At 67.4% G+C, this 19,746-nt stretch carries 21 protein-coding genes; 3 read left to right on the top strand and 18 right to left on the bottom strand.

Annotated elements, in window-relative coordinates; genetic code table 11:
* Positions 1-2: 2 nt before the first annotated feature.
* The gene (locus AL072_RS08355) at positions 3-1,580 is read right to left on the bottom strand and encodes an ABC transporter ATP-binding protein (protein ID WP_045580723.1); all 1,578 of its coding nucleotides are present in this window, start codon (positions 1,578-1,580) and stop codon (positions 3-5) included.
* Between the two features lie 241 nt (positions 1,581-1,821).
* Here AL072_RS08355 and ygfZ point away from each other — a divergent pair, with 241 nt between their 5' ends.
* Together ygfZ and AL072_RS08345 are read left to right on the top strand one after the other, a co-directional pair.
* On the top strand, positions 1,822-2,745 hold the full coding sequence (ygfZ, locus tag AL072_RS08350) for a CAF17-like 4Fe-4S cluster assembly/insertion protein YgfZ (RefSeq protein WP_045580724.1): 924 nt from the start codon (positions 1,822-1,824) through the stop codon (positions 2,743-2,745).
* 92 nt (positions 2,746-2,837) lie between these two features.
* The gene (locus tag AL072_RS08345; RefSeq protein WP_045580725.1) at positions 2,838-3,392 is read left to right on the top strand and encodes a PRC-barrel domain-containing protein; all 555 of its coding nucleotides are present in this window, start codon (positions 2,838-2,840) and stop codon (positions 3,390-3,392) included.
* A gap of 76 nt (positions 3,393-3,468) precedes the next feature.
* Here the strand turns inward: AL072_RS08345 and AL072_RS08340 are convergent, their stop codons facing one another.
* The 4 genes from AL072_RS08340 to AL072_RS08325 are packed head-to-tail and all read right to left on the bottom strand — an operon-like array spanning position 3,469 to position 6,340.
* Complete coding sequence (locus AL072_RS08340; RefSeq protein WP_045580726.1) at positions 3,469-4,164, bottom strand: ATP12 family chaperone protein; 696 nt, start codon at positions 4,162-4,164, stop codon at positions 3,469-3,471.
* A gap of 3 nt (positions 4,165-4,167) precedes the next feature.
* Entirely contained in the window at positions 4,168-4,854 is a 687-nt protein-coding gene (locus tag AL072_RS08335; RefSeq protein ID WP_082108821.1) for an HAD-IA family hydrolase, read from the bottom strand.
* Entirely contained in the window at positions 4,854-5,939 is a 1,086-nt protein-coding gene (locus AL072_RS08330; protein WP_082108822.1) for an RluA family pseudouridine synthase, read from the bottom strand. Before AL072_RS08330 ends, AL072_RS08335 begins: the two co-directional genes overlap by 1 nt.
* Positions 5,939-6,340, bottom strand: a complete 402-nt coding sequence (locus AL072_RS08325; protein WP_045580728.1) for a CrcB family protein — start codon at positions 6,338-6,340, stop codon at positions 5,939-5,941. The genes AL072_RS08330 and AL072_RS08325 overlap by 1 nt, the downstream gene beginning before the upstream one ends.
* Positions 6,341-6,490: 150 nt before the next feature.
* Here AL072_RS08325 and AL072_RS08320 point away from each other — a divergent pair, with 150 nt between their 5' ends.
* Positions 6,491-7,057 (top strand): cysteine hydrolase family protein, encoded by a 567-nt coding sequence (locus AL072_RS08320; protein WP_045580729.1) that lies wholly within the window; start codon positions 6,491-6,493, stop codon positions 7,055-7,057.
* A gap of 88 nt (positions 7,058-7,145) precedes the next feature.
* Here AL072_RS08320 and AL072_RS08315 read toward each other — a convergent pair whose 3' ends face one another.
* The 13 genes from AL072_RS08315 to nuoN all read right to left on the bottom strand — a co-directional run bounded on the left by AL072_RS08315 (position 7,146) and on the right by nuoN (position 19,736).
* Positions 7,146-8,003: a dienelactone hydrolase family protein gene (locus AL072_RS08315; protein ID WP_045580730.1), complete on the bottom strand. Its 858-nt coding sequence runs from the start codon at positions 8,001-8,003 to the stop codon at positions 7,146-7,148.
* Between the two features lie 119 nt (positions 8,004-8,122).
* A complete protein-coding gene (locus AL072_RS08310) occupies positions 8,123-8,866 on the bottom strand; it encodes an ABC transporter ATP-binding protein (protein WP_045580731.1) in 744 nt (247 codons plus the stop codon).
* The gene (locus AL072_RS08305; RefSeq protein WP_045580732.1) at positions 8,859-10,106 is read right to left on the bottom strand and encodes a lipoprotein-releasing ABC transporter permease subunit; all 1,248 of its coding nucleotides are present in this window, start codon (positions 10,104-10,106) and stop codon (positions 8,859-8,861) included. Before AL072_RS08305 ends, AL072_RS08310 begins: the two co-directional genes overlap by 8 nt.
* 149 nt (positions 10,107-10,255) lie before the next feature.
* Positions 10,256-11,569 carry a proline--tRNA ligase gene (proS, locus tag AL072_RS08300; protein ID WP_045580733.1) on the bottom strand — a complete coding sequence of 438 codons (1,314 nt, stop codon included), beginning with the start codon at positions 11,567-11,569 and terminating at the stop codon, positions 10,256-10,258.
* 145 nt (positions 11,570-11,714) lie between these two features.
* Positions 11,715-12,164, bottom strand: a complete 450-nt coding sequence (locus AL072_RS08295) for a hypothetical protein (RefSeq protein WP_245636627.1) — start codon at positions 12,162-12,164, stop codon at positions 11,715-11,717.
* A gap of 14 nt (positions 12,165-12,178) precedes the next feature.
* Positions 12,179-13,078, bottom strand: coding sequence for a hypothetical protein (locus AL072_RS08290; protein ID WP_045580735.1), 900 nt, complete (start codon positions 13,076-13,078; stop codon positions 12,179-12,181).
* 462 nt (positions 13,079-13,540) lie between these two features.
* Entirely contained in the window at positions 13,541-14,116 is a 576-nt protein-coding gene (locus AL072_RS08285) for a DNA-3-methyladenine glycosylase I (protein ID WP_045580736.1), read from the bottom strand.
* A 37-nt stretch (positions 14,117-14,153) separates the two neighbouring features.
* On the bottom strand, positions 14,154-14,408 hold the full coding sequence (locus AL072_RS08280; RefSeq protein ID WP_045580737.1) for a DUF1467 family protein: 255 nt from the start codon (positions 14,406-14,408) through the stop codon (positions 14,154-14,156).
* A gap of 36 nt (positions 14,409-14,444) precedes the next feature.
* Positions 14,445-14,849, bottom strand: a complete 405-nt coding sequence (gene mce, locus AL072_RS08275) for a methylmalonyl-CoA epimerase (protein WP_045580738.1) — start codon at positions 14,847-14,849, stop codon at positions 14,445-14,447.
* Between the two features lie 87 nt (positions 14,850-14,936).
* Positions 14,937-16,652 carry a ribonuclease J gene (locus AL072_RS08270; RefSeq protein WP_144428175.1) on the bottom strand — a complete coding sequence of 572 codons (1,716 nt, stop codon included), beginning with the start codon at positions 16,650-16,652 and terminating at the stop codon, positions 14,937-14,939.
* The gene (locus tag AL072_RS08265) at positions 16,649-17,422 is read right to left on the bottom strand and encodes a type III pantothenate kinase (protein ID WP_045580739.1); all 774 of its coding nucleotides are present in this window, start codon (positions 17,420-17,422) and stop codon (positions 16,649-16,651) included. Before AL072_RS08265 ends, AL072_RS08270 begins: the two co-directional genes overlap by 4 nt.
* Positions 17,423-17,467: 45 nt before the next feature.
* On the bottom strand, positions 17,468-18,277 hold the full coding sequence (locus tag AL072_RS08260) for a biotin--[acetyl-CoA-carboxylase] ligase (protein WP_045582386.1): 810 nt from the start codon (positions 18,275-18,277) through the stop codon (positions 17,468-17,470).
* Between the two features lie 10 nt (positions 18,278-18,287).
* On the bottom strand, positions 18,288-19,736 hold the full coding sequence (gene nuoN / locus AL072_RS08255) for an NADH-quinone oxidoreductase subunit NuoN (RefSeq protein ID WP_045580740.1): 1,449 nt from the start codon (positions 19,734-19,736) through the stop codon (positions 18,288-18,290).
* Positions 19,737-19,746 lie beyond the last annotated feature (10 nt).

Below are 19,746 nucleotides of genomic sequence, written 5' to 3'. Positions count from 1 at the left end.
CATCACACCGCACGCGCGATCTCCCCGTCTTCGTCCGGCGGCGTGCCGAACAGGCCGCCCATCAGCAGGCCGATGCGTTCCACCGTGGTCTCGTGCGTCGGCCGGCTGTCGGACAGGCGGCCATGGAACAGCACGGAAATCCGGTCGCTCAGCACGAACAGCTCGTCCAGGTCCTGGCTGATCACCAGCACAGCGGCGCCCGAGCGCGCCAGCCCGATCAGCGCCTTGTGGATCGCCGCGGCGGCACCCGCATCGACGCCCCAGGTCGGCTGGCCGACGACCAGCAGCTTGGGCTTCTGCAGGATTTCCCGGCCGATGATGAATTTCTGCAGGTTGCCGCCCGACAGCGACCGCGCCTCTGCCCGGTGGCCATGGGCGACCACGTTGAAGCCACGGATGATCGTCTCGGCATAGGCGCGCGCCCGGCCGAAATTGACCATGCCGCCGCGCACCAGCGGTTCGCTGGCATAGCCCGACAGCAGCGCGTTCTCGGACAGGCTGAGCTCCGGCACGGCGCCGCGGCCCAGCCGCTCCTCCGGCACGAAGGCGAGGCCGAGAGCCCGGCGTGCCCGCGGCCCGAGATGGCCGGTCGACGTGCCCTCGATCACCACCGCGCCGGCATCGGCGATCAGCGCCTCGCCGCTGAGCGCCGCCATCAGTTCGGCCTGGCCGTTGCCGGCGACACCGGCGATACCCAGGATCTCGCCCGCCCGCACCTCGAAACAGACGTCCTTCAGGTTGGTGGCGAAGGGGTTGTCGGAGGTGGTGGACAGGTGGCGGACCGACAGGCGGGCAGCCCCGGCGACGCCCTGCGGCGGCCGTTCCGGCATGGCCAGTTCGGCCCCCATCATCATCTCGGCGAGACTGCGCGCCGTCTCCTGCCGGGGATCGCAGGCGCCCACCACCTTGCCGGCACGCAGCACGGTGGCGCGGCTGCAGAGCGCGCGGATCTCCTCCAGCTTGTGCGAGATATAAAGGATGGTGCAGCCCTCCGCCGCCAGCCGGCGCAGGGTCTCGAACAGCTTGGCGGCCTCCTGCGGCGTCAGGACCGAGGTCGGCTCGTCCATGATCAGCAGCTTGGGATCCTGCAGCAGGCAGCGCACGATCTCCACCCGCTGGCGCTCGCCCACCGACAGGTGGAAGACGTGGCGCCCGGGGTCGAGCGCCAGGCCATAGCGTTGGGAGACGGTGCGGATCCGCTCGGCGAGCGCATCCATCGGCCCGGCATTGTCGAGGCCGAGGGCAATGTTTTCCGTGACCGTCAGCGTATCGAACAGCGAGAAATGCTGGAACACCATGCCGATACCGAGCCGGCGGGCGCCGGCCGGATCGGGAACCGTGACCTCCCGTCCCTGCCACAGCATGGTGCCGGAATCGGGATGAAGCACCCCGTAGATCATCTTGACCAGGGTCGACTTCCCGGCGCCGTTCTCGCCCAGCAGCGCATGGATCTCGCCCGGCTGGAGGACGAGGTCGACATGATCGTTGGCGAGGCAGCCGGGGAATCGCTTGGTGATGCCGCGCAGCGCCAATCGGGGCGGCGGAGCGTCCGGGGGATAGGTCTCGGCGTGCGAATGCAAGGAGGAGCAATCCGGGAAAAGGTCAATTTTGCGTGGCAATGCCAGAGCCGTGCCACCGCTGCCGACAGAGTAATCCGCTGGCACCACCGGCCGTCAACACCCGATCGCCTGCCCATCCACGATGCAATTGCTGATTTGGTCATCACAAGGCGGCAACCCTGTCCACCGCACCGCAGCAGGCCCTTGCCAGCGGCACCGATCCGACCAACACTCCAGTCGATCGGATGATGCGGAGGCTAGGATGTCGGCGGGTTACGCGGTGCTGGACCAGCGGAGCGTTGTTGCGGTGACGGGCGAGGATCGCAAGCCCTTCCTGCAGGGGCTGGTGTCGAACGACGTCCTGCGCGTCACGCCGGAACGTGCGGCCTACGCGCTGTTCCTGACGCCGCAGGGCAAGTTCCTGCACGACTTCACCATGGTCGATTCGGACGGCGATCCGGCCGCAATCTTGCCGGCAATTCTGATGGATGCCGAGACGGAGCGGCGGGCCGACCTGCTGCGCCGGCTGAAGATGTACAAGCTGCGCTCCCGGATCGCGCTGGAGGACCGGGCCGACCGGCTCCTGGTCGCCGTGGCCTTCGGCGGGGACGTGCCGGCGGCATTGGGACTGCCTGCAGAAGCCGGGGCGGCCCGTCCCTTCGGCGGCGGCGTCGCCTTCATCGACCCGCGGCTGCCGGCGCTGGGCGCCCGCCTGTTCCTGCCCGCCGACGGGCTGGCGGCGCTGGAAGCGGCAGGACTGACGCGACGAGATGCCGCGGACTTCGACCGGCTGCGGCTCGGTCTCGGCGTGCCCGACGGCACCCGCGACCTGATCCCGGAAAAGTCGATCCCACTGGAAAGCCGCATGGATGCGCTGAACGCCATCTCCTGGGACAAGGGATGCTACATGGGGCAGGAGCTGACCGCCCGCACCAAGTACCGCGCCCTGATCAAGAAGAAGCTGTTCCCGGTCGCCTTCGACGGTCCGGCGCCGGAGGCCGGCACGCCGGTGACACTGGACGGCAAGGAGGCAGGCGAAATCCGCAGCAGCCGCGACGGCGCCGGGCTGGCCCTGCTGCGGCTGGAGGATGTGCAGCGTGCGGCCGAAGGCGGACTGCCCTTCCAGGCGGGTACGGCGACGCTGAAACCGCAGGAACCGGAGTGGGAATCCGCCACGAAGGGGTAATCCCACACCCAAAGAGTTCGCGTCCGGCGAGATCAAACCGGCTCCTCCGGTGTTGTTCAGGTGTCACGACACAACGACAAAGGAGCCATCCCATGCGTCGCACCCTGATCGTCACCGCCGCAACGCTGGCCCTCATGACCGGCGCCGCCGTCGCGCAGACCACCTCGCCGACCGTGGGCAACCCGTCCTCGTCCACCTCCAGCATGTCGAACACCACGATGCCGGACACCGCCACCCCCGGCAGCACCACGTCGGCCAGCCCGACCGGCGGACAGATGGCCAGCGCCGACGAGTTGATCGGCAAGAATGTCTATGGCCGCGACAACAACAAAATCGGCGAGGTCGACGACGTGATCCTCGACGGCACCGGGCAGGCCAAGCAACTGGTGGTCAGTTCCGGCGGCTTCCTCGGCATCGGTGAGAAGCAGGTCGCCATCGACTACACCGCCGCCAATTGGGACGCGCAGAACAATCGCCTGAACCTGGCCGGCATGACCCGCGAAGACATCGGGGCGATGCCGGAATTCCAGTATGACGATACGATGACGTCGCTGAACAAGAACCGCAAGCCGGCCGACGCCGAGCCGATGGCTCCGGGCGCCGCCCCGGCTCCAGCCCCGGCCACCGGTTCGAGCACCGTGAAGTAAGGGGTTCGCCCCGTGCCCGTCATCCCCGCGAAATCGCTGCGGGGGTGATGGGCTTGCGGATTCTTCCGCCTTCCCTCTATCCCCGCAGCAGATCCACGAAGCGCCGGCAGGCCAGGATTTCGGCACGCACGTTGGCGCGGCGCTTCGTGGCCTCGGCGTCTTCGCCCCATTGATCGATCTGATAGGTCTCGTCCAGTTGCGAGACCTCGAAGGCCTCGTCCGGACCGATCCGCCCTTCCAGCAGGGCAAGCGCCACGACGATCGAGCCGCAGACCCCCGTCGCGGTCTGCAAGGCCGCCAGATACCAGTCGTCCGTCGCCTCCACCACCCGGCGCAGCGCCGCCAGCGCCTCGTCCGGCTGCGGCTTCGGCATCAGGCCGGCGCAGACCCGCAGCGGAGCGTCGTAGGTCAGGGCCGCCCAATCCAGCAGCGGCTGCCAGTGCCGGGCCTGACGCTCGACCAGCAGCTGGGGATGTTCGGCGCGATAGCACAGCAGGTCGGTGCCGGCATAGGCGCTGACCGCCGGGACGATCTCCGGCCGCTTGGCCGGGATCAGGTCGACTGCGGTGCTCGACAGCTGCATCAGCGGCATCGCATGGGCGTCGATCCGCTCCTCCTGCGCCGCCCATTCGTCGGCTACGCCCTGCGCCAGCGGCCGGCTGGGGAAGATCAGCGGCGCCTTGGCCGGGCTGCGCACCGGACGGCCGTCCAACTCGACCCGGAAGCCGCCTTCGGTTTCTCCGACCCCGGCCGCCTTGTAGAAACGCTTCATCGCTTACCCTTCCAAAAGCTCCAGCACCGCACCGGCGACCTCGCGCCCGCGGTGAACGATCCGGTCGGCCCCGGCCCGCTCCAGTTCCGGCACCGCATGGTAGCCCCAGGAGACGCCGACCGACCGCACCCTCGCGTTGCGGGCCATCTGGATGTCGTAGGTGGTGTCGCCGATCACCACCGTTCCCGCCGCCTCCGCGCCGGTTTCGGCCAGCGCGCGCTGGACCATGTGCGGGTTCGGCTTGCCCGGACCGACGTCGGCGGTCTGCAGGGTCGCGAAACGCCCGGTCAGCCCGTGGCCCTTCAGCACCGCGTCCAGTCCGCGCCGCGACTTGCCGGTCGCCACCCCCAGCAGCACGCCCGCCGCCTCCAGCGCCGCCAGCGTGTCGAGGATGCCGGGAAACAGCGGTTCGTCCACCTCGCCGCGCCCGCGGGCGGCGGCGAAGGCCCGCTTGTAGCTCTCCGCCACCGCGACATGGGCGTCGGCGTCCAGCACCGGCAGCAGAAGCGCCACCGCCTCGACCAGCGACAGCCCGACCATGCGGCGAACCTCCGCCGGGTCGGGCTCGCCCAGCCCATGTTCGGCCCAGGCCCGGTTCATGGCGTCGATGATGGCGAACTGGCTGTCCACCAGCGTACCGTCGCAGTCGAACAGGGCGAGGCGGAGCGGAGACCCCGACGGGAGCGCCATCACTCGAAATCCTCGAATGGGTCGTCGCGCAGGTTCGGGCTGAAGCCGAGATATTTCCACGTCGCCTGCATGTGGTCGGGCAGCGGGGCGGTGACGTCGATGGTCTTGCCGCCGCGCGGGTGCGGCAGGACCAGCCGGCGGGCGTGCAGATGCAGCTTCTTCGTCACCTCCGCACCGGGCAGGAAGGCGCCCTGCCCGGCATATTTGCCGTCGCCCAGGATCGGCGTGCCGACGGCGGCCATATGGACGCGCAGCTGGTGGGTGCGCCCGGTCAGCGGCCACATGGCGACGAAGGCGGCCTGCTTGCCGGCATTCTCCTGCACCGAATAGACGGTGACGGCGCGCTTGCCCTCTTCCTTGTTCTCGGCCACCCGCTCGCCTTGCGGGCCGCCTTCCTTGGCCAGCGCCAGATCGATCTTGCCCTGGTAGGGCTTCGGCACGCCGACGGTGGCGGCCCAATAGATCTTGCGCACGGCGCTGCCGCGGAACATCTCCGTCAGCTTGCTGGCCGCGAATGTGTTGCGGGCCAGCAGCAGGACGCCCGAGGTGTCCTTGTCCAGCCGGTGGACAAGCTTCGGCCGCTCCTTGCCGTCGAAACGCAGGGCGTCCAGCATGGCGTCCAGATGTTTCGTCGTGCCGGTGCCGCCCTGGACCGCCAGCCCGGCCGGCTTGTTGATGGCGATGACGTCGGCGTCGCGGAAGAGCACCAGCGCCTGCAACTCGGCGATCTGCTTGTCCGACATCGCCTTGGGCTTGCCGGCGGCCGGATTGGGGCCCCGGACCGGGGCCGCCCAGGCTGCCAGCGGCGGAATGCGCACGCTCTGCCCGGCGGCGAGGCGCGAGGAGGTCTCCGCCCGCTTGCCGTCGACACGGACCTGACCGGTGCGCAGCAGCTTCTGCAGATAGCTGTGGTTCACGTCGGGAAAATGCCGCTTGAACCAGCGGTCGAGCCGCATGTCGGCCTCGTCGGCCGTCACGGCGCGGGTCTCGACCTTGCTGTCGCCGCTCTTGGCCGCGGAATCGGCGGCGTCGGTATCGAAGTCGTCGTTGTCGGAATTGGCGGCGGGATCGCGAGAATCAGTCATCAGAGGGGCACCGAAACAAGAGAACGCACGGCCCACAGGCCGGCAAAGAAACCCAGCACGCTGAACAGCGTCGAGGCAAGGAAATAGCCGGCCGCCGCGACGATCTCGTCGCGGGCGACGAGGACGCCGATGTCGAGCGTGAAGGAGGAGAAGGTCGTGAAGCCCCCGAGGACGCCGACCAGCAGGAAGGCGCGCAACTCCGGCGACGGCGACCAGGTCAGGGCCGCCAGTTCCGACAGCACGCCCATCGCCGTACAGCCGAGCACGTTGACGACAATGGTGCCGCCCGGAAACCGGATACCGACCCACTGCGCGACGGTCATCAACATCAGGTAGCGCGCCACCGATCCGGCGGCACCGCCGGCGGCGACGGCAAACAGCGACAGGGGGGATGCGAGCACGACTCCTCCGGGACAGGCGCAGGATTGGGAGAACGGGGTGGAGCGCCGGATTAGAGCCAGAAACCGGCGCACTTGTCACGCGATGGAACTTGTCAGGCGATGGATGGCGCCCCCAGAATGGCCGGCATGGAAAGCCCACCATCGCATCCCATGCCATCGAATGCCGCACTGCTGATCGTCGACCTGCAACAGGCCATCGACGACCCGCGCTGGAGCCGCATCGGCCCGCGCAACAACCCGCAGGCCGAGGCCAACATCGCAGCATTGCTGGCTGCCTGGCGGCGCGACGGCCGTCCCATCGTCCATATCCGCCACGATTCGACCGTTCCCGGTTCCACCTACCGCCCCGGCGGCCCCGGTCATGCCTTCAAGGACGAGGCGACGCCGCTACCGGGCGAGACGGTGATCGGCAAGAGCGTGAACAGCGCGTTCATCGGCACCGGCCTCGACGACTGGTTGCGCAGCCGCGGCATCGCAACGCTGGTGGTCGCGGGCGTCATCACCAACAACAGCGTCGAGGCCACCGTGCGCATGGCCGGCAACCTCGGCTACGACGTGCGGCTGGTGGCCGATGCCTGCTTCACCTTCGCCCGGCTCGACCGCTCGGGCCGGCTGCGCACCGCTGACGAGGTCCACGACCTGTCGCTCGCCAACATGCACGGCGAATATGCGACGGTGGTGGAGACGACGGAGCTGTTGGGAAAGCTGTCGCGCTGACTGCCCCCTCCCCATCCCTCCCCCGCTTCGCGGGAGAGGGGGCGGGAGCTTTGCGGGAGTGATGCAGGGTTGGGGCGACGGCCCTCCCTTACGCCAGCTTCGCCTTCAGGAACTCGACCGTCCGCTTCCAGGCCAGATCGGCGGCCTCCTTGTTGTAGCGCTCCGCCGACGTGTCGTTGTGGAAGGCGTGGTTGACGCCCTCGTACATGTGGATCTGGTGTTCGACCCCGGCCTTCTTCAACGCCTCGTCATAGGCTGGAATACCGGCGTTGATGCGCTGGTCCAGCCCGGCGAAATGCAGCATCAGCGGCGACTTGATGGTGGCTGCCAGCGCCGGGTCGGGCGTCGGGCCGTAAAAGGCGACGCCGGCCTTCAGGTCCGGAGCCTTCAGCGCCAGCCGGTTGACCATCCCGCCGCCCCAGCAGAAGCCGACGACGCCGACCTTGGCCGATGAATAGCGATAGGCCATCAGATAGCTCATCGCCGCGATCAGGTTGTTCACCGTCTTGTCGGCGTCGAGCTGGCCGATCATGTCACGGGCCTTGTCGGGGTCCTGCGGGGTGCCGCCCAGCGGCGACAGCAGGTCGGGCGCCAGCGCCACGAAGCCTTCGGTGGCAAGGCGGCGGGTGACGTCCTCGACATAGGCGTTCAGGCCGCGATTCTCATGGATGACGATCACCGCCGGGGCCTTGTCGGCCAGCTTCGGCCGGGCGAGATAGCCGGCGACGTCGCCCGTCGCCCCCTGGAAGGACACCTTCTCCGCCGCCAGACGCCCGTCATCCTCGCCGACGATGGCGGCGCGGGCATAGTTCGGCTCGATCGCCGCCAGGATGGCGGGAATCGCCGCCGCGCTGCCCGCCAGTCCCGCCAGCCGCTCCAGGAAGACCCGGCGCGGCAGAGGCGCATGGGTGTATTCGTCGTAAAGGTCGATGATCCGCTGATCCATCCCCGATGCCCCCTGTTCGCATACGCCGCAGCTCAACCGGTGCGGTCGCGGATGAGAGTGGTGACGCGGCGCCGGCTTGGCAACCGGGGGAACGACCCGCTTTCGGCCTATGACGGCGGTTACGCTCCCTCGGGCGCCGCTTCAGTAAACGGGACCAGATCCGACGGCTGATATTCCACCAGAAGGCCGTCGCGCATCTCCAGCACCCGATCCATGCGCCGGGCAAGCTCCAGATTGTGTGTCGCCACCAGCGCGCCGACCTTGGCCTGCCGAACGATGGCAGAGAGCATGGCGAAGACATGCTCCGCCGTGTGGGGGTCGAGGTTGCCGGTCGGCTCGTCGGCGATCAGCAGGGACGGCGCATTGGCCAGCGCCCGCGCGATGGCCACCCGCTGCTGCTCGCCACCCGACAGCCGGGCCGGACGGTGGGTGCCGCGCTGCTCCAGCCCGACCATGCGCAGCAACTCGTCGGCGCGCTGCCTGGCGACGGACTTCGGCACGCCGGCGATCATCTGCGGCAGCACGATGTTCTCCCGCGCCGTGAACTCCGGCAGCAGGTGGTGGAACTGGTAGACGAAGCCGATGGAACGGCGGCGAACCTCGGTCCGCTTGCCGTCGTCCAGGTTCGACACGTCGGTCCCGGCGATACGGACGCTGCCTGCGGTCGGCCGCTCCAGCAGGCCTGCGATGTGCAGCAGGGTCGATTTGCCGGCGCCCGACGGGCCGACCAGCGCCACCAGTTCCCCGGCGCCGACGGTCAGGTCGACGCCGCGCAGCACCTCCAGCGTCTCGCCCGCCTGCTCGAAGCGGCGGACGATGCCCTTCAACTCCAGCATCGGCTCCATGATGGCGGCATCACTCATAACGCAGGGCCTCCACCGGATCGAGCCGGGCGGCACGCCAGGACGGGTAGATGGTGGCGGCGAAGGACAGGCCGAGCGCCATCAGCGTCACCTGCACCACCTCGCTCCAGTCGATCTTGGCCGGCAGGTGGGACAGGAAATAGATCTCGGCATTGAACAGGTTGGTGCCGGTCAGCCCCTGGATGACCTGCCGGATGCTCTCGATGTTGAGCGCGAAGGACACGCCGAGCGCCAGCCCGAGCAGCGTGCCCGTCACCCCGACGCTGGCGCCCGACAGGAAGAAGATGCGCATGACCATGCCGCGCGTCGCCCCCATGGTGCGCAGGATGGCGATGTCGCGCCCCTTGTCCTTCACCAGCATGATCAGGCTGGAGATGATGTTGAAGGCCGCGACCATGATGATCAGCGACAGGATCAGGAACATCACGTTGCGTTCGACCTGGAGCGCGGTGAAGAAGCTGGCGTTCGACTGCTGCCAGTCGACCACCCGTCCCTCCCCCGCCACCACCGACTGGACGGCGGCGCGGGCGGCTGCGATCTGCATCGGCTCGCTCACGAAGACCTCCAGCGAGGTCACGGCATCACCGGTGCGGAAGAAGGCCTGCGCCTCCTCCAGCGGCAGGAAGATGAAGCTGTTGTCGTATTCGAACATGCCGACGTCGAAGATGGCGCCGATGGGATAGCTGCGCATCCGCGGCACCGTGCCGAAGGCGGTGACGTTACCCTGCGGCGCGATCAGCGTGATCTGGTCGCCGACCGACAGGCCGAGCCGCTGGGCCATGCGCGAGCCGATGGCGATGCGGTCCTCCCCGAATTCCTCGGCCGAGCCGCGGATGATGTTCTTCGCCAGCGTCGGCCGCACCCGGAAATCCTCCGGCCGCACGCCGCGGATGACCGCCCCGGAGGCGGCGCCGCGCACCGACACCAGCGCCTGCCCCTCCACCGTCGGGGTCACGTTGTCGACGCCGGGCGTGTTGCGCAGCTTGCCGGCCAGGATGTCGAAGTCCGGCAGCGGCCCGCCGCGCATGTTGTAGACGTTGAGGTGCCCATTGAGGCCGAGCACCCGGCCCAGCAGCTCCGCCCGGAAGCCGTTCATCACCGCCATGACGATGATGAGCGTCGCCACGCCGAGCGCGATGCCCAGCAGCGAGAACCCCGCGATGACCGAGATGAACCCTTCCTGGCGGCGCGCCCGGAGGTAACGCATCGCGACCATGCGTTCGAAGGCATTGAAGATCATGCGGCTGGGGTCCTGTGGGTGGGCGGAAGCGAAGCCCTACATAAGAACGTGAGCGTGGCGGGAAAAGGGCGATGTACCGACGGGCACCCTCTGCCGCCCCCCGGCACACATCTCGTTGGTGCGGAAGGACGGCAGAGGGAAATGCCCGATCAGCCCAGCAGCTTCGCCAGCGCCGCCTCGACCGGCAGCTCTTCCTTCACGCCGGTGGCGCGGCGCTTCAGCTCGACGACGCCGTTCTTCAGGCCGCGCGGTCCGACCACCAGCTGCCAGGGAACGCCGATCAGGTCCATGTCGGCGAACTTGGCGCCGGGACGTTCATCGCGGTCGTCATAGGCGACGTCCAGGCCGGCCTTCTCCAGCTTCTCATAGAGGTCGGCGCAGACGCGGTCGGTCTCGGCATCGCCGGACTTCAGGTTGATCAGCCCGACGTTGAAGGGGGCGACGGCGTCCGGCCAGATGATGCCGTTGTCGTCGTGGCTGGCCTCGATGATCGCGCCCATCAGACGCGACACGCCGATGCCGTAGCTGCCCATCTCCACCGGGATCGACTCGCCGTTCGGGCCGGCGACGACCGCATTCATCGGCTTGGAGTATTTGGTGCCGAAGTTGAAGATATGGCCGACCTCGATGCCGCGGGCCGACACCAGATCCGATTCCGGAACCGGGCAGCTGGCGGCATCGTGCTTCTCGTCGGTGGCGGCGTAGATCGAGGTGGTGCGGTCGAAGAAGGGCTGGAGGTCGTCGGCGAAGCCCGGCGCATCCTTCAGCACGTCCAGGTCGAGCCAGTCCTTGTGGCAGAAGACGCCGCTTTCGCCGGTCTCGGCCAGGATGATGAATTCGTGACTGAGGTCGCCGCCGATCGGGCCGGTGTCGGCACGCATCGGGATCGCCTTCAGCCCCATGCGGGCGAAGGTGCGCAGATAGGCCAGGAACATCTTCTGGTAGGCGCGCCGGGCGCTGGCCGGATCGATGTCGAAGGAATAGGCGTCCTTCATCAGGAACTCGCGGCCGCGCATCACACCGAAACGCGGGCGGATCTCGTCACGGAACTTCCACTGGATGTGGTAGAGGTTCAGCGGCAGCTGGCGGTAGCTCTTGACGAAGGCGCGGAAGATGTCGGTGATCATCTCCTCGTTCGTCGGGCCGAACAGCATCTCGCGGTCGTGGCGGTCGGTGATGCGCAGCATCTCCTTGCCGTAATCGTCATAGCGGCCGCTCTCGCGCCACAGATCGGCCGACTGGATGGTCGGCATCAGCAGTTCCTGCGCACCGGCCTTGTCCTGCTCTTCGCGGACGATCTGCTCGATCTTGCGCAACACCCGATAGCCCAGCGGCAGCCAGGCATAGATGCCGGCGCTGGTCTGGCGGATCATCCCGGCCCGCAACATCAGGCGGTGCGAGACGATCTGCGCCTCGGTCGGGGTCTCCTTGAGGGTGGGCATGAAGAAGCTGGACAGCCGCATGGCTCTGCTCTCGTGTGCGAGGTGTTCGACAAGTCCGCGCGAACATGCCCTTTTCTGAAAAAAGGACGGATTCGGGCGGCGGGTGAGCGACTTTAGGAAGGTCGCCCGCACTTGTCCACTGTAAGCCCCCGCTCCTCCCCTGGCCCTATCGGGCGCGGCAGTAGGCGTAGAGACGATCCTCGGCCCCCGGATCGACCGGCTGGCCGTTGAGATAGAGCCGGTCGCCGACCACGCTCAGCCACACCGCGGTCACGTCGTCGGGCAGGCGGGGCACCGACGGCAGGGCGATGCCCATCCGGCGGGCGAGATCGATCGACAACGGCAGATCGATCGGGATCGGCGGCTGCACCCCGGCCGACCCCGGCAGATCGGCCGGCGCCACCGGCCGGCCATGCACGTCGACGCCGGGCTTGTACTCGACATCCGGCGCCGGGACATGGCGGGTCAGCCGCCGGCACAGCGATAGGTCCACCACGGGACGCTCGCGGCCGGCATCGGGCGTCAGCTGGATCGGACCCGGAAGCGGTGGTTGGGTCTGCGCCGATGCCGGGTCGGCCGACAGGGCAATCAGAAGCGCGGCTAGCCCAGCGCACACGGGGATCCGCGCGCTCACAGCGTGTGCCGTTCGGCCACCGGGGCCGGGTTGCGCATGGCTTTCCAGTAGACCGCGAGATAGGGCATGCCTTTTTCCGCCTCCTCCTGGGTCCGCGCCGACTGGCGGATATATTTGCCGATGAAGGGTTTGTTCACGTGCTCGAGGTCGACGGCGGCCTTCAGCACCAGAAACTCGCCGATCTTGTCCGGCAGATTATAGTGCCATTTCTGCAGGCATTCCGAGGTCACGCCCGGCTTCGCCTGCTCCTGTTCGGGCAAGTAGAATTCCTGGTGGTGATACTGCGTGATTTCCTTCCAGGCCTGGGCGACACGGCCGGGCTTCAGCCGCGGCAGCGCCTTGAGGATACGGACATCCTCGTGGAACAGCGGCAGGAAACCGCGCTTCTCGGCCAGTTCGGTCAACATGATGTGCAGCCCGGCCATCACGCCGCCCTCGGTGCCGTTGCCTTGGGTCGCATCCGGCTTCTCGTCCCGCTTGCGGCCGAAAAGCGCGCTGAAGAACCCCTTCTTCTGCTTCACATTGCCGGCAGCGGCGCTGTCCTGTCCAACCTTGCGTTCGTCCCACAGCGAATCCCAGGCATATTCCCAGGCGGTGAAGACGGCGTTGGAGCGGTCGTCCAGCACGGTCAGCAGATATTCGCGCCCTTCCCGCCCCCAATCGACGTCGCCGACAATGGCGCGGACCGGGCGGCGGCTGAGCACGACCGGCAGGATGCCGACGCGCACCAACTCCTGATAGAACTCGACGAAGGACGGCGTCTGAATGAAGGGCAGCAGAGAGCAAGGCTGCTCGTCCGGCGCCAACAGTTCCATGCTCTTCTTGGTCCGCTCCAACAGCTCGGTCGACAGAACGGCCGCGAACTGATTGAATCGTTCGTTTTCATTCGCGGCCATCGGCGCCTCGACTGTCGTCCTTTCCCTGCCGGCCCTTCAGCGAGCCAAAACAGATAGGCCCCCGGAATGGAACCCCCTCCCGGTGGCTGTTGCACGCCCATTATGCAGGAGAATCCCGATGGGAGCTAAGCGAAGCAACGCTACCAAGTAAACCGTTAACGTTTCCTGGAGCGGATGCGGAAATTTCCGTCCGCACGCCCCGTCCACCGGCAGCCGGTCGGTATCAGCCATGTCCGGGATAAAGAAAGGCCGCGCGGCAGAAGCGGCGCGGCCTGTCGAGTTTAGGGAGGAATCGCCACCAGGCGTCGGAAAGGGGGAAGATCCCCCTCGTCACACCGAAACAGTGGACCCCGGCCGCGGCGATGGCAAGCCCAAAACAGAGGCAACACCCCTCTTTGCCCAAAGATTTTGCATTTCTGCATAGCGTCTCGGCGATTGCCGTCATTATAACCCGGGTTTCGCCTATTTCATGGGCTCATACCCGCGATAGCCGGCATCGACCGCCATCTTCCAGGGCGGACTCTGCGCCAGCACCATTGCCTGGACCGGACAATCGGGCTGATGCGCGCCCGGCAGATAGCCCAGGCTCATCAGGAATTCTCCGACGATTTCCCCGCCGGTGAAGCGGAATGTCCTGGCGAACAGCTTGACCCACTCCGGCTTGCTCAGGGGATGGTGGGCGCGCAGCCAGCCGTCGAAGGACCCGAAGGTTTGGCGCAGAGCGACGATGCGGCGGGCATTGTCGATGACCGCATCCACCTTCAACCGGTTGCGGATGATGCCGGCATCGGCCAGCAACCGGTCCCGCTCGGCTTCGCCATAGGCGGCGACAGTATCGATGTCGAAACCGTCGAAAGCGGCGCGGAAGGCGTCGCGCTTCTTCAGGATGGTCAGCCAGGACAGGCCGGCCTGGTTGATCTCCAGCACCAGACGCTCGAACAGCACCCGGTCATCGCTGCTGGGAAAGCCGTATTCGCCCGCATGGTAGGGACCATGGTGGGAATGGCCGGGCGCGGCCGCACAGTAGGTCAGACTCACCCGATCGCCTCCCGTCGCCTTCTACCGTAGTTTTTCGTCACATCATGTCCCGGGCCATATCCCGGAACGAGATGATGCCCGACCGCTCGACCCCGAAGATCACCAGCCACACCAGCAGCGCGACCACCGATGTGATCATGAACTTGCGCAGGATGCGCGGATTCTCTGGCGCGGACGAGGCCATGCCCGGCTCCGGAGTTTCCGGCGTCCGCACACCCCAGGGAAGCACCGCGAACAGCACCACCCACCACACCACGACATAGACGAAGGCGCCCGTCACCCAATTGTCCATCGACCCTCTCCGCGCAGCACCGGGATCGAGACCGGATCAGGCCTGCTCCAGTTCGACCAGCGTCCCGCAGAAATCCTTGGGATGCAGGAACAGGACCGGCTTGTCATGCGCGCCGATCTTCGGCTCGCCGTCGCCCAGAACCCGGGCGCCCTGTGCCTTCATCCGGTCGCGGGCGGCAAGGATGTCATCCACCTCGTAGCAGATGTGGTGGATACCACCGGAAGGGTTCTTCTCAAGGAAGCCGGCGATCGGCGATTTCTCGCCGAAGGGGTGCAACAATTCGATCTTGGTGTTCGGCAGGGTGACGAAGACGACGGTGACGCCGTGCGGGGCCAGATCCACCGGCTGGGACACCGCCGCGCCCAGCGTATCGCGGTAGAGCGCGGTCGCTGCCGGAAGGTCCGGAACGACGATGGCAACGTGGTTGAGTTTCCCGATCATTGTGCGTCCTCTCGCTGGCTGTCCGTTCGGCCCTTTGGCGGGCTCTGATCTGCGTCTTAAACACCCATCCTCAAATTCCATGTCCGGTCACACGCGGACCAGATGGACCTCCGTCACCGGCTTCTTGCCATGGGACGCATTGAAGCAGCGGCGCAGGGCGATCCGCGCCGCCTCCTTCACCTGGGCGTCGTCGGCCCGCGCCGACCGGGGCAGCAACGCCACCGCCTCGCGCACCGCGTCGACGACGTCAAGCAGCAGGTCGCGGTCGGTCGCCTCGTCGATCAGCCCCATCACCGCCACCTGCGGCGCGGTCAGCAGCTCACCGGTCCCGGTCATCACCAGCGTGACCACGGCGGCGCCGTTGTTCACCATTCGGTTGCGCGCCCGCATCATGCCGGTGTCGAGCGGCACCAGCCGCTTGCCGTCCAACGCCATCCGGCCGGCACGCACGTTGGCCACCACCCGCGCCCCCTCCGCCCCGTCGAGACGGATCAGCTCGCCGTTGGCGGGCACGAGGCTGTGGGCGACCTGGCAATCCTCCGCAAGCGCGGCGTGGGCCTGCTGGTGGCGCTGCTCGCCATGCACCGGAACGGCGATGCGCGGGCGCACCCACTGGTACATGCGGACCAGCTCGTCACGGGCCGGGTGACCGGAGACATGGATCGGCGCGTCGTCCGCCGTCACCAGCTCGATGCCCTGGGCGACCAACTGGTTCTGCATCCGGCCGATGGCGCGCTCGTTGCCGGGGATCTCGCGCGAGGAGAAGATCACCACATCGCCGCGCGACAGCGTGATCTGCGGATGGTCGTCGGCCGCGATGCGGGCGAGCGCCGAGCGCGGCTCCCCCTGGCTGCCGGTGCAGATCAGCACCAGCTTCTCCCGCGGCAGGTAGCTGGCGTCATGCTCCGACAGGAATTTGGGCACCTCGGCCAGATAGCCGTTGGCCCGCGCCGCCTCGTTGATCCGCCAGAGCGAGCGGCCGACCAGAGCCACATGGCGGTCATGGGCGGCGGCGGCGGCGGCGATGCTCTCCAGCCGCGCGACGTTGGTGGCGAAACAGCTGACGGCGATGCGGGCGTTGCGGTACCGGCCGAACAGCTCCATCAGCGACGCCCGCACCGTCGCCTCCGACCCGGCGGAGCCCGGCACCAGCGCATTGGTGCTGTCGCCGACCAGCGCCAGGACCCCCTCGTCGCCGATGGCACGCAGCCGCGCCTCGTCGGCGGTGTCGCCGACCAGCGGGTCGGGATCCAGCTTCCAATCGCCGGTGTGCAGGACGGTGCCCGCCGAGGTGCGGATGGCGAGCGCGTTCGGCTCCGGGATCGAATGCGTCATGGTGACATATTCGACCGAGAAGGGACCGATCTCCACCGTACCGCCCAGCGGAATCTCGACGATCGGCACCGTGGCGCTCAGACCGCGCTCATGCAGCTTGGCGCGCAGGAAGGACGCGGTGAAGGGCGTGCAGTAGACGGGGCAGCGCAGTTCCGGCCACAGATACTGCACGGCCCCGAGATGGTCCTCATGCGCGTGGGTCACCACCAGCCCGACCAGATCGCTGCGGCGCTCCACGATGAAGGCCGGGTCCGGCATAATCACGTCCAGGCCGGGCATGGTGTCGTCGGCGAAGGAGATGCCGAGATCCACCATCAGCCATTTGCCCTGATGGCCATACAGGTTGAGGTTCATCCCGATCTCGCCGGAACCGCCGAGCGGCAGGAAATACAGTGCGCCATCCTCCGGAACGAAGGGCTCCGCCGGGGTTTCGGGCGTTCCGGCGGCTGTCTTGGAGGATTGTGTCATTGGACCGTGTTGCGCTTGTGGATCAGGAGAAGGCCGCGGAGTGTCAGTTCGCTGTCGGTGTGTTCGATCACATGGGTGGCCTTGGCGAAAAGAACAGCCAATCCGCCGGTCGCGACCACCCGCATCGGTTCGCCGTACTCCGCCCGGATGCGGGCGATCAGCCCTTCGATCAGGCCGACATACCCCCAGAAGATACCCGACTGCATGCAGGCGATGGTGTTCTTGCCGATCACCTCGGCCGGCTGCTGGATTTCGACCCGCGGCAGCTTGGAAGCCGCCATCTGGAGCGCCTCCAGCGACAGGTTCAGTCCGGGCGCGATCACGCCGCCGCAATAATTGCCGTCGGCATCGACCACGTCGAAGGTCGTCGCCGTGCCGAAATCGATGACGATCAGCGGGGTCTTGTAGGTGGCGGCGGCCGCTGCGGTGTTGACCAGCCGGTCGGCCCCGACCTCCTCCGGCCGGTCGACCAGCGCCTTGACACCAAGATCGACGCCGGGTTGGCCGACGATCACCGGATCGCAGCCGAAATGATCCTTGCACAGCCGCTTGAGGTTGAAGGTCGCGCCCGGCACGACGCTGGCGATGATCGCGCTGTCGATATCGCCGGGCGCAAACCCCTTCAACGCCATCAGGTGGGTCAGCCACACCATGTATTCGTCGGCGGTGCGCTTCTGGTCGGTGGCCGTACGCCAGATGCCCGCCTGACGGTCACCGTCATAGATGGCGAACACCACGTTAGTGTTTCCGGCGTCGATGGCAAGCAGCATGGCAGGATCCGTGCGGGCGATGGGCGGGCGATGGGCGGCAAAGGTTCAGGTCTGGGAGGGGGCGGCGAAGAACACGTCCCCGGCGGCGATCCGCTGTCGCGGCCCGCCATCCGTTGGATCAAGCAACAGAACGCCGTCGCTGTCCAGATCGGCGAAGATGCCGGAAATCGACCGGTCGGCCAACCGGACCAGGATCGGTCCGCCCAGCCCCTTGGCGCGGGCAAGCCATGCGTCACGCACCGGGCCGAAGCCATATGTTCGCCAGCGTCCGTACCAATCGGCCAAATGGCCGGCATAAAGCTCCAGCAACGCCCCCGGACCCATGGCCGGCGCGCCTTCGGCGCTCAGCGAGGTGGCGCCGTAATCGGCGGTCGCGGGAAAATGCCGCAGGTTGATGCCGACGCCGAGCACGACCCAGGCGACCGTCCCGTCGACCGCCGGCTCCGACTCGAGAAGGATGCCGGACAGCTTGCGGTCGTGCACCAGCACGTCGTTCGGCCATTTGCAGCGGACGCCGCTTGGATCCGGCAGCACCGATTCGGCGGTCTCGGCGATGGCGAGGGCGGCGACGAAGGAGATCTGCGCCGCTTCGGCCGGCGGAAGGCCGGGTCGCAGGATGGTCGTGCTGTAAAGGTTGCCTTCGGGAGAGGACCAGACCCGCCCCCGCCGCCCCCGCCCGCCGTCCTGCCGGCGGGCCCAGACGATGGTGCCCTCGGGCGCGCCGGCACCATCGGGCCCCGGACGCGCCAATGCCTTCGCCTCGTCGTTCGTGCTGACGACGGAGGCGAAGGCCTTGACCTGGAAGCCGGGAGGCAGGCGCAGCCGCGCCGCCTCCGCTTCGAGCGATAACGTCATCTGTTCGTCGTCACCCGGCGAACAGAGCGGCAGCGGCAGCGGCCGCACCGTTCAGGATCGGTGCCGGAGCCACGAAGAACAGCAGGGTGAACAGGCTGGTGACGACCAGGACGCCGGTCATGCCGTCGTCCGACATCTTGTCGACCACCACCGACGGTTCATCGAAATACATGATCTTGATGATGCGGAGATAGTAGAAGGCGCCGACGACGCTGGTCAGCACGCCGACCACAGCCAGCGTGTACTCCTGCGCCGCGACGGCGGCCAGGAAGACGTAAAGCTTGCCGAAGAACCCCGCCATCGGCGGGATGCCGGCCATGGAGAACATGAAGATCGCCATGGTCGCGGCCAACATCGGGTTGGTCTTGGACAGGCCGGAGAAGTCCTTGATCTCCTCCAGCATCTGGCCCTTGGCCTTCATGCTGAGAATGACCGCGAAGGCGCCGATGTTCATGGCGATGTAGAGCGCCATGTAGATCAGCACGCCGCGCACGCCGTCCTGCGTCCCGGTGGTCAGGCCGACCAGGGCGTAGCCGACATGGCCGATGGAGCTGTAGGCCATCAGGCGCTTGATGTTGGTCTGCATGATCGCGGCGAAGGAGCCGATGACCATCGACAGGATCGCGGTCGCCACCAGGACCTGATGCCACTGGGCGGCCAGATGGCCGAACGGCTCCATCACCACGCGGGTCAGCAGGGCGATGGCCGCGACCTTCGGGGCCGCCGCGAAGAAGGCGGTCACGGGGGTCGGTGCGCCCTCATAGACGTCGGGGGTCCACATGTGGAACGGCGCGGCCGAGATCTTGAAGGCCAGCCCGGCCATCACGAAGACCAGACCGATCACCAGACCCGGCGACACATGGGCGCCGCCGGCGAAGAGCGCCGCCACCTTGTCGAAAGAGGTGGTGCCGGCGAAGCCGTAGACGAGAGAGGCGCCGTACAGCAGCATGCCCGACGACAGCGAGCCCAGCACGAAATACTTCAGGCCGGCTTCCGACGACTTGGCGCTGTCGCGGCGGAAGGCCGCGATGACGTAGAGCGCCAGGCTCTGGGTCTCCAGGCCGACATACAGCGAGATGAAATCGTTGGCCGAGATCATCATCAGCATGCCGAGCGTGGCGAACAGCATCAGCACCGGGAACTCGAAGCGCGCCATCTGTTCGCGCTCGTTGAAGCCGAGCGAGAGGACGACCGCGAAGGCAGCCGACACCAGCACCAGCACCTTCATGAAGACGCCGAAGGCGTCCATCACGAACATGCCGTTGAAGGTGACGACGCGGCCGCTGCCATAGCCCATCGCCAGGACGGCGGCGAGCAGCATGCAGACGATCGCCAGGTAGGAGACGGGACGGGTGAAGCCGTCGCCGCGGAACACACCCAGCATCAGCAGGGCGACGCCCGACAATGCCAGGAAGATCTCCGGCAGGGCCGGCCAGATGTCGGGAAACACTGCGGTCATGTCGAAGAAC

This window comes from Azospirillum thiophilum (genome assembly GCF_001305595.1).
Classification (GTDB): Bacteria; Pseudomonadota; Alphaproteobacteria; order Azospirillales; family Azospirillaceae; genus Azospirillum; species Azospirillum thiophilum.
The sequence above is the reverse complement of the archived record's forward strand: the minus strand, read 5'-3'. Positions and strand labels throughout refer to the sequence as shown.

Coding starts and splice junctions, on each gene's coding strand:
- AL072_RS08265 (WP_045580739.1), bottom strand. CDS start 17,422: ATGCTGCTTGCCATCGACGCCGGAAACACTAACGTGGTGTTCGCCATC.
- nuoN (WP_045580740.1), bottom strand. CDS start 19,736: ATGACCGCAGTGTTTCCCGACATCTGGCCGGCCCTGCCGGAGATCTTC.
- AL072_RS08280 (WP_045580737.1), bottom strand. CDS start 14,408: ATGGACAATTGGGTGACGGGCGCCTTCGTCTATGTCGTGGTGTGGTGG.
- AL072_RS08310 (WP_045580731.1), bottom strand. CDS start 8,866: ATGAGTGATGCCGCCATCATGGAGCCGATGCTGGAGTTGAAGGGCATC.
- ygfZ (WP_045580724.1), top strand. CDS start 1,822: ATGTCGGCGGGTTACGCGGTGCTGGACCAGCGGAGCGTTGTTGCGGTG.
- proS (WP_045580733.1), bottom strand. CDS start 11,569: ATGCGGCTGTCCAGCTTCTTCATGCCCACCCTCAAGGAGACCCCGACC.
- AL072_RS08320 (WP_045580729.1), top strand. CDS start 6,491: ATGCCATCGAATGCCGCACTGCTGATCGTCGACCTGCAACAGGCCATC.
- AL072_RS08305 (WP_045580732.1), bottom strand. CDS start 10,106: ATGATCTTCAATGCCTTCGAACGCATGGTCGCGATGCGTTACCTCCGG.
- AL072_RS08335 (WP_082108821.1), bottom strand. CDS start 4,854: ATGGCGCTCCCGTCGGGGTCTCCGCTCCGCCTCGCCCTGTTCGACTGC.
- AL072_RS08290 (WP_045580735.1), bottom strand. CDS start 13,078: ATGGCCGCGAATGAAAACGAACGATTCAATCAGTTCGCGGCCGTTCTG.
- AL072_RS08270 (WP_144428175.1), bottom strand. CDS start 16,652: ATGACACAATCCTCCAAGACAGCCGCCGGAACGCCCGAAACCCCGGCG.
- AL072_RS08330 (WP_082108822.1), bottom strand. CDS start 5,939: ATGACTGATTCTCGCGATCCCGCCGCCAATTCCGACAACGACGACTTC.
- AL072_RS08345 (WP_045580725.1), top strand. CDS start 2,838: ATGCGTCGCACCCTGATCGTCACCGCCGCAACGCTGGCCCTCATGACC.
- AL072_RS08340 (WP_045580726.1), bottom strand. CDS start 4,164: ATGAAGCGTTTCTACAAGGCGGCCGGGGTCGGAGAAACCGAAGGCGGC.
- AL072_RS08260 (WP_045582386.1), bottom strand. CDS start 18,277: ATGACGTTATCGCTCGAAGCGGAGGCGGCGCGGCTGCGCCTGCCTCCC.
- AL072_RS08315 (WP_045580730.1), bottom strand. CDS start 8,003: ATGGATCAGCGGATCATCGACCTTTACGACGAATACACCCATGCGCCT.
- mce (WP_045580738.1), bottom strand. CDS start 14,849: ATGATCGGGAAACTCAACCACGTTGCCATCGTCGTTCCGGACCTTCCG.